Origin of the sequence: Empedobacter sp. UBA1574, assembly GCF_002322895.1 — a bacterium.
Classification (GTDB): domain Bacteria; phylum Bacteroidota; class Bacteroidia; order Flavobacteriales; family Weeksellaceae; genus Empedobacter; species Empedobacter falsenii_B.
In genome coordinates this window covers 99,307-114,647 of sequence record NZ_DCOI01000018.1, presented here as the reverse complement: position 1 = coordinate 114,647, position 15,341 = coordinate 99,307, and the positions used below count along the sequence as shown (strand labels likewise).

13 protein-coding genes are annotated in these 15,341 nt (G+C 32.3%); 8 read left to right on the top strand and 5 right to left on the bottom strand.

Features of this window, described 5'->3' with window-relative positions; translation table 11 throughout:
• Positions 1–41: 41 nt before the first annotated feature.
• From B3578_RS04535 to B3578_RS04525, 3 genes are all read left to right on the top strand, one after another.
• Positions 42–1,310, top strand: coding sequence for a serine hydrolase domain-containing protein (locus B3578_RS04535; protein ID WP_291047129.1), 1,269 nt, complete (start codon positions 42–44; stop codon positions 1,308–1,310).
• A 145-nt stretch (positions 1,311–1,455) separates the two neighbouring features.
• On the top strand, positions 1,456–1,839 hold the full coding sequence (locus B3578_RS04530) for an HU family DNA-binding protein (RefSeq protein WP_280045253.1): 384 nt from the start codon (positions 1,456–1,458) through the stop codon (positions 1,837–1,839).
• A 180-nt stretch (positions 1,840–2,019) separates the two neighbouring features.
• Complete coding sequence (locus B3578_RS04525; RefSeq protein ID WP_286494745.1) at positions 2,020–2,433, top strand: GxxExxY protein; 414 nt, start codon at positions 2,020–2,022, stop codon at positions 2,431–2,433.
• 448 nt (positions 2,434–2,881) lie between these two features.
• Here B3578_RS04525 and B3578_RS04520 read toward each other — a convergent pair whose 3' ends face one another.
• Both B3578_RS04520 and B3578_RS04515 read right to left on the bottom strand, forming a co-directional pair.
• A complete protein-coding gene (locus tag B3578_RS04520; protein WP_291047128.1) occupies positions 2,882–3,994 on the bottom strand; it encodes an ABC transporter permease in 1,113 nt (370 codons plus the stop codon).
• Positions 3,994–6,066 carry a carboxy terminal-processing peptidase gene (locus tag B3578_RS04515; protein WP_291047127.1) on the bottom strand — a complete coding sequence of 691 codons (2,073 nt, stop codon included), beginning with the start codon at positions 6,064–6,066 and terminating at the stop codon, positions 3,994–3,996. The genes B3578_RS04520 and B3578_RS04515 overlap by 1 nt, the downstream gene beginning before the upstream one ends.
• Before the next feature lie 193 nt (positions 6,067–6,259).
• On the opposite strand from B3578_RS04515, the gene surE reads away from it, so the two are divergent.
• Positions 6,260–7,027, top strand: a complete 768-nt coding sequence (gene surE / locus B3578_RS04510; protein WP_219033704.1) for a 5'/3'-nucleotidase SurE — start codon at positions 6,260–6,262, stop codon at positions 7,025–7,027.
• 82 nt (positions 7,028–7,109) lie between these two features.
• Here the strand turns inward: surE and B3578_RS04505 are convergent, their stop codons facing one another.
• The gene (locus B3578_RS04505; protein ID WP_291047126.1) at positions 7,110–8,306 is read right to left on the bottom strand and encodes a tetratricopeptide repeat protein; all 1,197 of its coding nucleotides are present in this window, start codon (positions 8,304–8,306) and stop codon (positions 7,110–7,112) included.
• Positions 8,307–8,309: 3 nt separating this feature from the next.
• Entirely contained in the window at positions 8,310–10,883 is a 2,574-nt protein-coding gene (gene gyrA / locus B3578_RS04500) for a DNA gyrase subunit A (protein WP_291047125.1), read from the bottom strand.
• Between the two features lie 364 nt (positions 10,884–11,247).
• Here gyrA and rpmH point away from each other — a divergent pair, with 364 nt between their 5' ends.
• From rpmH to B3578_RS04480, 4 genes are all read left to right on the top strand, one after another.
• Complete coding sequence (rpmH, locus tag B3578_RS04495) at positions 11,248–11,406, top strand: 50S ribosomal protein L34 (RefSeq protein WP_019974979.1); 159 nt, start codon at positions 11,248–11,250, stop codon at positions 11,404–11,406.
• Positions 11,407–11,489: 83 nt separating this feature from the next.
• On the top strand, positions 11,490–12,182 hold the full coding sequence (locus B3578_RS04490) for a cell division ATP-binding protein FtsE (protein ID WP_291047124.1): 693 nt from the start codon (positions 11,490–11,492) through the stop codon (positions 12,180–12,182).
• Between the two features lie 112 nt (positions 12,183–12,294).
• Entirely contained in the window at positions 12,295–13,377 is a 1,083-nt protein-coding gene (locus B3578_RS04485; protein WP_291047123.1) for a glycosyltransferase, read from the top strand.
• Between the two features lie 10 nt (positions 13,378–13,387).
• A complete protein-coding gene (locus B3578_RS04480) occupies positions 13,388–14,209 on the top strand; it encodes a 2OG-Fe(II) oxygenase (RefSeq protein WP_291047122.1) in 822 nt (273 codons plus the stop codon).
• 13 nt (positions 14,210–14,222) lie between these two features.
• Here B3578_RS04480 and B3578_RS04475 read toward each other — a convergent pair whose 3' ends face one another.
• Positions 14,223–15,341, bottom strand: a complete 1,119-nt coding sequence (locus tag B3578_RS04475) for a glycosyltransferase (protein WP_291047121.1) — start codon at positions 15,339–15,341, stop codon at positions 14,223–14,225.

The window sequence follows — 15,341 nt, the reverse complement described above, 5'->3', positions numbered from 1 at the left end:
ATACTTTAGTGCGAACAAACAAATAGATTAAGAAAAAACACATGAAATATGTAGCGGTTGTTCTTGCTTCTGCCATGCTTTTTATGGGAAGTTGTAGCAAGAAAAACGAACAAAAAGAAGAACTTAGAAAGAAGGATCCACATGCTTTGCGCTTTGATTCGTTGGATTGGAAGGCAGATTTCAAGCCAATGCACTACACACAAGCAGAACTTAATGATTACAGAAATAAACTAAACACTTATTACAAAGACTTTTGGGTTGACGGAAAAGTGAGCGGAGGTTTGTTGGTTGTGAAGAATGGGCAAGTACTTTTAGAGCAATATCAAGGGATGGCAGACGAAAGACATAAGCGTCCAATCACTGCAGAAACACCTATTCACATCGCATCTATCTCGAAAGTTTTTACCTCAATGGCGGTTCTTAAGCTTGTAGAAAAAGGTAAAATCAAATTAGATCAAAAAGTAAATACAATATTAGAAGGTTTTCCTTACGATGATATCACGGTTCGTAATTTGCTAAATCACCGCAGTGGTTTGCCAAATTATGCCAACGTTTTGTGGAATAACAAGAAGGTAATGATGGATCGCGAGAAACCAATTTCTAATCAAGATGTGTTAGATATCTTTAGAGAATTTGACGTTAAACAAATTCGTCCCGCAGACAAAGGGTTTTATTACTCGAACACCAACTTCGCTTTCCTTGCTTTAGTAATCGAAAAGATTATGAAAATATCTTATCCGAAAGCAATGAAATACATGGTTTTTGACCCTCTTGAGATGAATAACACCTTTGTTTTTGAGTATGATCGCGATAAAGATACAGTAGCTCGTTCTTACAAATACAATGGTTACGAGTGGGCTTGGGATGATTTTGACCGCACGTATGGAGACAAAAATATCTACTCAACGCCAAGAGATCTGTATAAGTTAGATGTTGCCATGTATTCAGACGATTTCTTACCGAAGAAGATCAAGAAAGAAGCTTTCAAAGGATATAGTTACGAGCAGAAAGGTTTCAAAAATTATGGGCTTGGAATGCGCTTGTTAGAATATGACAATGGTAAAAAATTATTGTATCACAATGGTTGGTGGCACGGGAATAACACAGTTTTTGTACACGATGTTAACAATCAATTTACGGTAATTGCATTAGGAAACAAGCAGAATAAGAATATATATAGTGCATTTAAATTGGCTGGACTTACAGGAACTTATCCGCTAAAAGCACCAAATAAAGATTCGATGAGATTGCATCAAAAACCAATTGTACCAAAAACAACAGCAAAACTTTCGACCAAAGTTTCAAGATAATAGCAAGGCTTTCTTATATAAGAAAGCCTTTTTTATTTTTATGATATAATGTATTTTATTGATAATCAATAGTTTTATTTTGTTAATTAAATATAAAGTATTAACTTAGAGATAATTAACTATTAATATGTAAATACTTTTAATTATGGCTGTAAAATACAACGTTATTCAGAAGGCTTACCCAGGAGATCCTATGGCGCCTAAAAAGTTCTACGCAAATTCTATTGCAGATGGTGAAGTATCACTTCGAAATTTGAGTAAAGAAATTGCGCAAACCTCATCTATTAGTGAGAGTGATGTGTATGCAACATTGATTGATTTGGCTAAAATGTTATCGAAACATTTGTCTGATGGAAAGATTGTTCGCTTAGGAGATTTTGGTTCTTTTCAAATAAGTATAAGTAGCGAAGGAATGGATGCAATGAACAAAGTAAATTCTTCTTCTATAAAAAGTGCTAAAATACTTTTTAGACCTGGTCTAGATTTACGAGATACTTTAGCTACTTTAAAGTATGAGAAAAAGAAATAGTTGAGATAATTTTTCTAACTTCTAATTGAAGTAAATATAAAACGTCAAGTGGTTTTCATTAAAATCACTTGACGTTTTGTTTAAAACCTCCTTAGGTTTTATATAAAAGATAAGGAGGTTTTATAAAAAGTTTATTTATATCTCAATTGAATAATCATTAACAACATAGAAACATAGACTATGAAAACTAAAAAATATTTAGATGAATTAACTTATGAAATAATAGGTTCTGCTATAGATGTTCATAAAATAATGGGTAGAGGATTATTAGAAAGTGTTTATCATCAATGCTTAAAAGAAGAGTTAAATCATAGGAAAATAAATTTTCTCACAGAAATGAAGATTCCAGTTGTCTATAAAGAAAAACTACTTGATCTTGATTTTCGTTGTGACCTCTATGTAGAAAATAGTATAGTTGTTGAGTTAAAAGCTGTGCAAGATATTGTTCTTGCTTATGAAGCTCAATTATTAACTTATATGAAACTACTGAAATGTCCAAAAGGAATATTAATCAACTTCAATTGTTTTAACATATTTAATGAAGGACAAAAAACGTATGTTAATGAGTTTTTTACTCATCTTCCAAATTATTAAACCGATGTATTTATATTGTAAAAACAGATAGGTTTTAAATTTTGTTTTGGTAAAATATTAACCACATAGAAACATAGAAATTGATTAATTGTGATTTGTTTATAAATTTTCAGTTATTAACTTAATTAAAACTACAGTGAAAACTATAAGTCTATTCTAATCTTTATAAATATTTAACCTATTTATCTATGTGGTTAGAAAAGGAAAGTTTTATTTTTTATTTAGATATATTATTAACCACATAGAAATATAGACTTTGATTAATAATGATAAACTTCTATAAATCTATTGTGAAAATAAAATATCTATTTTAATCTTTATAAATATTTAACCTATGTCTCTATGTGGTTAAAAAAGATAAAATATTAACCACATAGAGACATAGATAAAGATATAACTTGTGTTTTAAAGTATAAAAAAGAGAAAAGTATAAAACTTTATAAGCTTCTTATTGTTTAATATCCATAATATCTCGCAATACATTCCCAAAGATATTAAACCCAAGAACCAATAACATAATAGCTAACCCTGGTAGAATTGCCAAATGTTGTTTCCCTAAAATAATATGATTATAATGTTCTTTTATGATATTTCCCCAAGACGGAGTAGGAGGTTGTGCACCAATTCCAAGAAAACTAAGACCACTTTCTACTAAAATTGCCGAAGCAAAATTGGCAGCAGATATAACGATAATAGGAGCAATGACATTAGGTAATATTTGGTTGAAGATAATTCTTGTGTCCGAAAATCCTAAAGCTTTTGATGCTTCTACGAATTCTTTTTCTCTGTACGATAGGAATTGTCCACGAACTACACGTGCAACTTCTACCCACATCGTTAGTCCAACTGCGATAAATATCTGCCAAAAACCTTTTCCAATAGCTAAGGTAATTGCAATAACCAATAGTAATGTTGGGATAGACCACACAACGTTTATCAACCACATTATAATGTTATCTGTTCGTCCCTTGTAATAACCTGCAAGAGCGCCCAAGGAGATTCCGACAACTAATGAAATGAAAACAGCGATAAACCCGATAAGAAAAGAAATTCTTGTCCCGATAATTAACCTTGAATAAAAGTCTCTTCCGTAAGAATCTGTTCCAAGTAAATAGGTTTTTGTGTAGATAAAATCTTTCTCTATATCTTGATTTTTGATGTTATGCTTTGTCCAAGTTGACAAATCTATCTTTACTGCTTCACCACTTAGTCCGTTCCCTATATATGGAACATAGGTAATGCTTTGTCCATCTCTTTTGTAAGATGTAATACTTATTTGTTCGGTATCGATCTCTTTCCCGAATATAAAATCAGAAAAGTTCGTTTTTCCAGAATAATTAGGTAAGGGGATTTCGATTGTTTTTTGCTGATAACCTATAGGTGAATATGCAATGGTTAGGTCTTGTCTGTTTGCATTTTCCGTTTTGTCGGATGCAAAGACATAAGCAAAAATAGAAATGATTGCAGCTAATACTATTACACTAAAAGAAAGAACACCAAGGGTGTTCTTTCTAAATTTATTGAATATGATTTGAGAAAATGAACCGTTTTCTTGTTCCATTATTTAATGTCTCTTAAAACGTTAACAGCTTCGTTTAAATAAAAGTCTTTTTGCATTCCTTTGAACCAATTGTTACGTTTAGCTTTCAGTACAGTATCTGTTTTTGTAGTTGCCAAATCGTTTTGATTCATTGTAAATTTGAAATTGTTTTTATACTTGTCTAAAGCTTCAAATTTCTTGATTTTATCTTCGCGTGTTTTACGGTACGTTTTGTAATCTTCTAAGTTCAAAGGAATCTCTTTTACATCTTCCATTGATTTGATGAACTTGAAACTTTCGTTCATTAATGCTAAGTGAGCATTGTTCGCTAAACGAGTTTTACTGTTCGCTTTAATCTTCGCTAAATCGAAAGCAGAAGGCCATTTTGCAATAACTAATGGTTTGATTTGATCCCAGTTCAAGGCTTCTGGACGAGAAGCTTCGCTGATATCTTCGTAAGTGAATTGATCAACTAATGCAATGTCCGACTGAACTCCTTTCAATTGTGTAGAACCTCCGTTTACTCGGTAGAATTTTTGTATTGTTAACTTAATAGCGCCTAACTCATCACTTCCCGACTGACGATCTAAAGGCAAGATTGTTTGTACAGTACCTTTACCAAAGGTTTGCGGAGAACCCACGATAACAGCGCGACCATAGTCTTGCATTGCTGCAGCAAAAATCTCTGACGCAGATGCAGAAAGCTCGTTAACCATTACTACTAAAGGTCCGTCGTATGCGATAGAATTATCTTTGTCTTCGTGAATTTTAAGCATTCCGTCCGAACGTCTCACCTGAACAATTGGTCCTTGATTGATGAACAATCCAGAGATTTTAACTACCTCTTCAAGAGAACCTCCTCCATTGTTTCTAACATCGAAGACAAGACCTTTGATGTTTTCTTTCTTCAAGATTTCAATTTCTTTCTTGATATCATCCGAAGGATAACGTCCGCCTTCTTTTCCCATTGGCGTGTAGAACTCAGGTAAATAGATGATTCCGTATTTATCTCCTTTCTCGTCCGTAATAACAGATGAGCGAGCAAACACTTCCTCTGATTCAATCACTTCACGAATCAAAGAGATTGTTTGTTGAGAACCGTCTTTTTTCTGAATAGTCAAGACAACTTCTGTTCCTTCCTTCCCTTTAATTAGGCGAATAGCATCGCTTAAAATCATCCCAACGATGTTTTTAGCTTCACCATTTTTCCCTTGTGCAACTTTAATGATCTTGTCACCAACTTCTAATTTATTGCTCTTCCAAGCTGGTCCGCCAACAATTAATTCAGCAATTGTAGCGTAACCTCTTTTGTCTTGTATTTTGGCTCCAATTCCTTCCATTTGTCCAGACATTTCGAATTCGAAATCCTCTTTACTTGTTGGAGAGAAGTATGTTGTGTGCGGATCGTATTGTTCTGTGAACGAGTTCATGTAAATAGAAAAATAGTTCTCGCGTTTTGTTTGTTTTATACGACGGAAATAGTCAGAAATCAAGTCTTTAACTTCTTCACGCGCCATCTTTTCTACTTCTGCAAAAGGCGTATCTTTTGTGATTTTCTTTTTCTCATCTGCCAAAGGATCTTTTATAGGTTTTATAGAAGAAGAGTTGTCTAATGTATCTTTCTTTTGACCTTTTAATTCGTCTTGCATTGAAATGATTTCTAACATCACGTTATATTTCAAATATTTGCGCCACAAATCTTTTGCTTCGTTCTTGTCTTTCGCGAATTTTGATGTTTTATAATCGATGTTGAAATTCTCTTTTTGATTAAAATCAAAAGGTTTTGACAAGGCATCCATCGAATATTTTTCAGCTTCAGCAATACGTTTGTAGATTGTATCAACAGTTGAATTGTAGAAACCTAAGTTTTCTGATTTGTAATAATCATCTAAATTGTGATAATCTTTTTTGAATAAATCATAATCAGATTGCAATAAAAAACGTTTGCTTGGATCAATGTATTCTAAATATTTGTTGAAAACATTTTCCGAAAATTTATCATCTACAGTAGCAGGTTTGTAATGTAGGTAAGTTAGAGTGTTTCGTGTATTTTTTACGATTAACTTTTCTCTTTCTTCATCTGTGTCTAACATGGGTTTGCAAAAGCAAAAAGCAAGCAAACTCATTGATAAAAACGATAGTAATACATACGTTTTTTTAATTAACATATTGCGTTGGTATTATATAAATTAATAATTTAAGACTCCTTCAAATATAAAACAAAAAAGAAATTAGAAGGAAGTTTTTTACATTTGTAAAAATGATGAATAAAAGTAAGAATAAAATATGGAAAGACCGCTAATTTTAGTTACAAATGATGATGGAGTAACTGCGCCTGGAATAAGAGCGTTGATAGAGATTGCAAAAGGATTTGGAGAAGTTTATGTTGTTGCGCCAGATAGTCCGCAAAGTGGAATGGGACATGCGGTGACAATAAATTCGACATTGTTTTGTGATGAAATAGAAGTTGATGAAGATGTAAAAGAGTATGCGTGTTCTGGAACGCCAGTGGATTGTGTGAAATTGGCTGTTTCGCAAATTTTGCCTCGTAAACCAGATTTATGTATTTCGGGAATTAATCACGGATCGAATTCGTCGGTGAATGTGATTTATTCGGGAACAATGTCTGCTGCTGTAGAAGCTGGAATAGAAGGGATTCCTGCGATTGGTTTTTCGTTGTGTGATTTTGCTTATAATGCTGATTTTAAAGCTGGAGAAGAATTTATTAAAACAATTATTGATCAAGTTTTAAAACATAAATTACCAAAAGGTGTAGTGTTGAATGTTAATATTCCGAAGTTGAAAGAACATGAAATAAAAGGAATAAAAGTTTGTCGCCAAGCTGATGCAAAATGGGAAGAAAAATTTGATAAACGTGAAGATCCTCGTGGAAGAACGTATTATTGGATGAGTGGAGAGTTTAAAAATCTTGATAAAGGTGAAGATACAGACGAACGTGCTTTAGAGGAAGGTTATGTTTCGGTTGTGCCAGTTCGTTATGATTTGACAGCGCATCATTTTTTACCAGATTTAAGAAATTGGGATTTGTTCTAAGTTCGTTAAATCTACATTCAGAATTATAAAGCATAAGAAAGGACTTCAATTGAAGTCCTTTCTTTTTAAAATATTGAAATAATTATTTTACTAATTTTTTCTCAGCGTCACGATAGAAATTTTCTTTTTGATCGTTTCCTAAAGTTTTGTAAGCTTGAATTAAGTTACGAATAACTTGACGATTTTCTGGTTGAATTTCGTACATTTTTTCAAGATAAGGAGCTGCTTCTGTAAACAAAGCTTTGCGTTTTACTTCGTTTGCATTGTAAATTTCTTTCTCTTTTTTAGATGTTCCTAAATTGTTGTTCATTGTTTCAACAATTTCTTTGTCTGGTTGTAAAATAGCTAAAACTAAATTGTTGTAAGACTCGAAATGTTTAGGATTTAATTCAATCGCTTTTTTGAACAAGTTTTTAGATTCTTCTGCTTTAGAAGCGTCATCTAAATATAAAACTCCTAAGTTGTAATAATTTTGTGCATCGTTTGGATTAATTTTAATCGCTTCTTCGATGCGTTTTATCATTTTATCAGAGTTTCCAGAAACTTGGTAAATTCCAGTTGCGATATTGTTGATATCAGCATCTTTTGGATATTTTGTAGTTGCTTCTTCTACGATAGCATCGTATTTTTTCGCATTGTACAATCCATTAAGTGCTAAAACATACATATCACGGTTGTAATCTTTTGTTTGATTAGCTGATTTCCCAGTGAATCCTTTTGCTGCTAATTCTTTCAAAATCGTTAACGATTTGTCATAATCAGCTGCGTTGTAAAAACAGATTGCTGCTTGATATTTGTAGATATCTTCTTTTGTACCTAAAGCTTCAACTAAGTTGAAAACATTTAAGAATTTTGTTCCAGCTTCAGCAAATTGTTTTGCGTCCATTGCTTTGTTTGCAGTGTCTAATTCTTTGTTTGCTAAATTAGAAACTTCAGATTGCAACAAAAAACCATATTTTGGTTGTAAAGCAACTTCTTTTGCTTTTGCGTAATTACCACCAGCTGTAGCTTTATCTAAATCGGCTTGAGAATAGTAAAATTCGTCTTTTTTAGAGTCTTTATTTTTGACTTGCCAAACTTTACCGTTTTCGTATTTAGATAATTTTGCTAAATCTTGACTTGCTTTTGTAACATCACCTTTTGCTAAGTTTTCTTTTGCTGATTTATTGTATTTTTCAGCTAAAACGGTAGGTTCTGTTGTTAATTCTTCTGTATTAGTTTGAGCAAATGACGTTGACATTGCTAAAACTAAACCTAAACTAAATAATAATTTTTTCATTGATTATTCATTATTTGGATCCTCGACAGTAGTTTCTTCTGTCTGAGTTTCGTTGTTTTCGTCTGTGTTTTCTATAACAATTGGATTTCCCTCTTCATCAAGTTCTACTTCGTCTTCCAATTCTTCTTCAACTTGTACTTTTGCAATTGCTGCGATTTCGTCGTTCTTTTTCAAGTTAATCAATCGAACACCTTGTGTTGCACGACCCATTACACGAATTTCATCTAAACCAGTTCTAATAGCAACTCCAGATTTATTAATGATCATTAAATCATCTTCGTCTGTAACAGCTTCAATCGCGATTAATTTTCCTGTTTTATCAGTAATATTAAGTGTTGTTACACCTTTACCTCCACGATTTGTTTCACGATAATCTTCGATAGAAGAACGTTTTCCGTAACCTTGTTCAGAAACAACTAATACAGTTTCTTTTTCTACATCAGTGACAACAATCATCCCAATAACCTCATTATCTGGTTGATCTCCTAAATTGATACCACGAACTCCAGAAGCAGTACGACCCATTGGACGAACTTTCTCGTCTTCGAAACGAATAGCTTTACCATATTTAGAAGCGATCATAATTTGAGATTTACCATCTGTTAATAAAGCTTCTAATAATGTATCACCTTCGCGAACTGTAATTGCGTTGATACCGTTAACACGTGGACGAGAATAAGCTTCTAAAGATGTTTTCTTGATGATACCATTTTTAGTTACCATAATTACGTAATTATTATTTACGTATTCTTCGTTCATTAAATCGTGTGTAAGGATATATGCTTTTACTTTATCATCTGGCTCGATGTTGATCAAATTCTGAATTGCACGACCTTTAGATGTTTTAGAACCTTCTGGAATTTCGTACACACGCATCCAATAACATTTTCCTTTTTCTGTAAAGAATAACATGTATTGGTGGTTAGATGCCGAAACCATATACTCTAAGAAATCTTCGTCACGTGTTGTAGCGGCTCTATTACCAACTCCTCCACGAGATTGTTTGCGGTATTCAGAAAGTGGTGTACGTTTGATGTAACCCATGTGAGAAATCGTTAAAACAACTTGCTCATCAGGAATTAAATCTTCGATATTTAAGTCTCCACCTGCGTAATCGATATCTGTACGACGTTCGTCACCATATTTTTTACGAATTTCTAATAACTCATCTTTGATAATTTGCATACGTAAATCTTCGTTTGCTAAAATATCTTTCAAATGGTTAATCATTTTCATGATTTCTTCGTACTCTTCACGAATTTTATCAATCTCAAGACCAGTCAATGTACGTAAACGTAAATCTAAGATTGCACGTGCTTGAATTTCTGATAACTCGAAAGCTTCCATTAACCCTGTGCGCGCTTCGTCTGGTGTTGCAGATTCGCGAATGATTTTAATTGCACGATCAAGATCATCTTGTGTTCCGATTACTTTCATGTAACCTTCTAAGATATGAGCTCTTTCTTGTGCTTTTCTCAATTCGTATTCCGTACGACGAACAATCACTTCGTGACGGTGTTCTACGAAATGATAAATCATGTCTTTCAAATTTAATTGCTCTGGTCTACCTTTTACCAACGCAATATTATTTACACTGAAAGATGATTGTAATTGAGTAAATTTATATAGTTTATTTAAAACGACGTTAGGAACCGCATCCATTTTAAGGACATAAACGATACGCATACCTTTACGGTCAGATTCGTCACGAATCTCAGAAATACCATCTAATTTACCATCTTTTACCAACTCAGCAGTTTTTGCAATCATATCTGCCTTGTTAACTTGGTAAGGAATTTCTGTAGCGATAATACAATCGCGACCATGTACTTCTTCGAAATTAGTTTTTGCACGTAAAACAACACGTCCACGTCCAGTTTCGAAAGCTTGTTTTACACCATCATAGCCATAGATAGTACCTCCTGTTGGGAAGTCTGGCGCTTTGATGTATTGTGTTAATTCGTCAATTGTAATCTCACGATTGTCGATGTATGCAATTGTTCCGTCAATAACTTCTATTAAGTTATGTGGCGCCATATTTGTTGCCATACCAACCGCAATACCAGATGCACCATTTACTAATAAGTTTGGAACACGAGTAGGTAATACAGTAGGTTCTTGGATAGTATCGTCAAAGTTTAGTTGAAAGTCAACTGTCTCTTTATCTAAATCAGCTAATAATTCGTCTGAAATTTTTTGAAGTCTTGCTTCAGTATAACGCATTGCAGCAGGTGGATCACCATCTACAGAACCGTAGTTACCTTGTCCGTCAACTAATAAGTAACGCAAAGACCAAGGTTGCGCCATACGTACCATTGTGTCGTAAACAGAACTGTCGCCGTGTGGGTGAAATTTACCTAAAACTTCCCCTACAATACGTGCCGACTTTTTGTAAGAACGATTAGAAAAAACACCTAATTCATACATTCCGAATAATACTCTACGGTGTACAGGTTTTAAGCCATCACGCACATCCGGAAGCGCACGAGATACGATTACCGACATCGAATAATCGATGTAAGCGGATTTCATTTCATCCTCAATGTTAATTGGGATTAGTCTTTCTCCTTCAGTCATATTGTTTTGTTATATAAGGTGGCTAATATACGAATTTTAAGCTAAAAAAAGATTGATAAAAACAAGATATTTGATGTTTTATGAAAGTTTTAAGGAAACTTTTCTAATCCTTCTAAAAATAGCTTTGTTTTATCCTCGTAAATGATATTGTTGATAAGTTTTAATTGTTATTGTTTTAATTTTCTCTTGCTTAACAAAAAAATGTTTTTATATTTGCACTTCGAAAATTACAAAGTGTAGAACGGAACGCGGTTTACTATTAATTCAGCTTTTTTGTAATTTTCTATCAATTTGATTTTTGAATTAATAATAATAACTGTATATTTGCAACCCATTCGAGTAATGGATTAGAAACTTAGTAAAGATGAGTAAAAGAACATTTCAACCAAGTAACAGAAAAAAAAGAAACAAACACGGATTCCGTGAGCGTATGGCTTCTAAAAACGGGCGCAAAGTATTAGCTGCTCGTAGAAAGAAAGGAAGAAAAGCATTAACTGTTAGTGAAGTAAGAGCTAAAAGATAATCGCTACAATTCATAAAAAATAAGCTTGAAGGTCGTTCTTTCAAGCTTTTTTTTTACATTTGTTTTAAAGACTGTAGAAAAGTATGGAAGCTAAAAATGTAATTGAGTTAAGTCAATCATCTATATATCAAAGAAATCATTTAGTATTATCTGACGTTAATTTTACACTTAATGAAGGAGAATTTGTCTACCTTATTGGAAAAACAGGAAGTGGAAAAAGTAGTTTGTTGAAAGTGCTTTATGGTGATTTACCACTTCAATCGGGACAAGGTTCTGTGGTTGGAATGGATTTGAAATCATTGAAAACAAGTAAAATTCCTGATCTTAGAAGACATTTAGGAATCGTTTTCCAAGATTTCCAATTATTAACAGATCGTACAGTTGAGCAAAATTTAACGTTCGTTTTGAAAGCAACAGGTTGGAAAGATAAGGCTACAATCGATAAACGTATTGATGAGGTTTTAGATTCGGTAGGGATGTTGTCAAAAAAGAAAATGATGCCTTTCCGTCTTTCTGGAGGAGAACAACAGCGTGTTTCTATTGCTCGTGCTTTATTAAATCATCCTGAATTAATTTTAGCAGATGAGCCTACAGGAAACCTAGATCCAGAAACGTCAAATGATATTATGGATTTATTGTTGTCGGTATCGAAAGATAATAATTGTGCAGTTTTGATGGCTACACACGATTATGAAATTATTCGTCGCTATCCTGCGCGTAAAGTGCGTTGTGAAGACGGAAGATTATTTGAAGTTGCGGAAGCGATATCAGAATAAGATAAATTACACAATATAATTTTGAAGAAAGAGTTTACTTAGTTGTAGACTCTTTTTTTGTTAAATAATTAACTGACTAATGTATCAAGGTAATAAGCTTCATTTTATAAGTATGGATGTTCCATTTCCTCCCAATTATGGAGGTGTTATAGATGTTTTTTATAAATTGAAAGCATTTCATCAACTTGGGGTTGAGATTCATTTACATCTGTTTGGGTTTAATGAAATAGAAAGCGATGTTTTAAGAAAATATGCTAAAGAAGTTTATTTTTATCCAATACATCAAAAGCCTTTTTATATTTTTCAGAAATATCCTATTTCAGTAAGATCGAGGGATAGCAAATTATTGTATGAACGAATTAAATCGTTGAAAGCTCCTATTTTTTTTGAAAGTCTAAAAACAACATTTATTTTGAATAAATATACTCTTGAAGGTTATTCTAAATATTTGAGACTACATAATATTGAGCAAAATTATTTTTCCGGATTGGCTGAAAGCGAAAAGAATCTAGTGAAAAAAGCATTGTTTTATATTGAGGCAAAAAAATATATCCAATACGAAAATATTATCCACCAGTTTGATGAAGTTTTTACACTTTCTAAATTTGAACAAAATTATATTCAAGAAAAATATAATAAAGGAAAATTTGTACCTGTTTTTCATGGAAATGAAACTTTTCAATCATTAAGTGAAAAAGGAGAATTTGCTTTGTATCACGGAGATTTGAGAGCTTCGGACAATTGTAAAGTAGTCGATTTCTTGATAGAAGTTTTTAAAGAAATTGATTATTCTTTCGTTATTGCGTCAGGATGCAGAGAGGATTGGGTAAAAGCAAAAATTAAAAATCATCCACATATACAATTTGTTAAATTGAAAGATTTTGATCATTTAAAAAATCTTTTCGAAAAAGCACATCTTAATATAGCCTGGTCTTTTCAGGAATCTGGAACAAAACTAAAAGTGATAAATGCATTATTTAATAGTCGTTTTTCGATAATAAATGAAAATGTGATAGATGATGAGAAAATTAGTGGACTTTGTGTTCAAGTTTCGAATAAATCAGAGCTGATAAAAGCTATTAATCATTTAAAAAATCAACCTTTTTTAGGGTCAAAAGAATATATTGATACGCTTGAATATGATTTGAATGATAAATTGAATGCCGAAATTATTTTGAAACAAATTTTTAATTAACTTTATGATTATGAACAGAAATCAATTCGCAGATATAATTTTACAACGATTAATCGATCAAAAGGAAAAAATAAGTCAACAATACAATAGTAGCAAAGATAAGATCGGTTATTTTTGGGTTGATGATCTATTACCAGAAGAATCAGTTTTGGAGATAAATCAAGTTTTTCCACAAGAAAAAGAAATGGTGTTGAAAAAAAGTTTGAAAGAAGATAAATATATTGCAGTTCAAATGAATCAATATCATCCTATTTTAGAGGAAATTATTTATGCTTTTCAAGATGAGAGAATCGTAAATTTGATTGCTGAGATTTGCGAAATAAAACAACCTATTCCAGATTCATCTTTGTATGCTGGAGGTTTGTCTATGATGGGAAATCGTCAATTTTTGCAGCCTCATCTGGATAATTCTCACGATGCGAAAAGAGAATTGTGGCGTGTGTTGAATTTATTGTATTATGTAACGCCAGACTGGAAAGAAGAATATGGTGGTAATTTAGAAGTTTGGCCAAATGGATTGAAAAATGATCAAATTACGATTTTTAGTAAATTCAATCGATTAGCGGTAATGGCAACGCATAATGATTCTTTGCATTCGGTTTCTCCAATAAAGTTTGAAGGTTTTAGAAAATGTGTTTCAAATTATTATTTTTCTAAAGAACCATTAAGAGAAACAGATTCTTTTCATGTGACTTCATTTAGAGGTCGTCCAGAGCAAAAGGTTTTGGATCAAGTTTTACAAGTTGATAACGCACTAAGAATGGGCGTTAGAAAAGTATTTAAAAAAGGAGTAGTGGAAAATCCACATATTTATAAAAAAGAAGAAAAGTAGATTAAATTTTAATCTACTTTTTTATTTTTTCAAAAATCTCCTTCAATTTCAATTCTTCATTTTCCCAACAAAGTTCGTTTGCAGCATTTGCAAGATTTTCTTGGTAACTTCTTTTTCCTTCGTCTAAGATTTCTTGTAGTTTTTCAGCCAAATGTTTTGGATAGTGGTTGTCAATCACTTTTCCAACTTTATACTCTTCGACTATTTTTTTTATTTCTGGTAAATTTGTTGCTAAAATTGGTACTCTAGCTTGAATAAAGTCAAATAATTTATTCGGTAGAGCGTAGCGATAGCTTAATCCTAAATCTTCTTCCATACTCATTCCTACATCAGCTAAAGGTGTTATAGTTTTTAAAGTTTTTGGGGGAATATTTCCTAAAAAATGAATGCGATTAGTTAAGTCTAAATCTTTTACCAATTGTTCGTATTCAGTTTTTTTAGGCCCTTCGCCAGCAATCCAAAATTGACAATTATCAATGTATTTGAAAGCTTTAATCATTCTGTCAATTCCTCGACTCATGTTAATTGCGCCTTGATACAATAATATTTTATCGTTTGTTGGATTTTCGGGTAAGCGAAAGAAAATTAAATCTTGTTTATCGTTAAGTTTTGTTCGGTTGGGAACATTTCTAATCACAGCCGGATTAGCACCATATTCCTTGCGAAACCAATTGGCATATCCATCACTTACGGTATAAAAATACTTGATTTTTGGAATAAGAGAACGTTCTAAAGTTTTCCAAACTTTTTTTGTTTTAGGACGATTGTGTAATGATGGTAATTCTGAATAAATTTCGTGACTATCAAAAACTAAAGGAATTTTTTTGATTTTACTAACCAAATAAAAAGGAAGTAAACTATCCAAATCATTCGCTAGTAAAATAGTTTGTTTATCCGCTTTTTTAAGCAAAGTGAAAAACAATTTGTAATTGAATTCAGCATACTTTTTCATTGTTGATTGATGCTTTTGTTCCATCAAAAATGTCTTGTACGGTTTATTCAATTTCGGTCTACCGTTTATAGTCGCGCCAATCAATTCTATATCGTATCCAAATTTTAACAAAGAATGGCAAACTTTATCTAATCTTTGATCAGTTTCAATATTATTTAGTACAGCAGATAGGATTTTCAA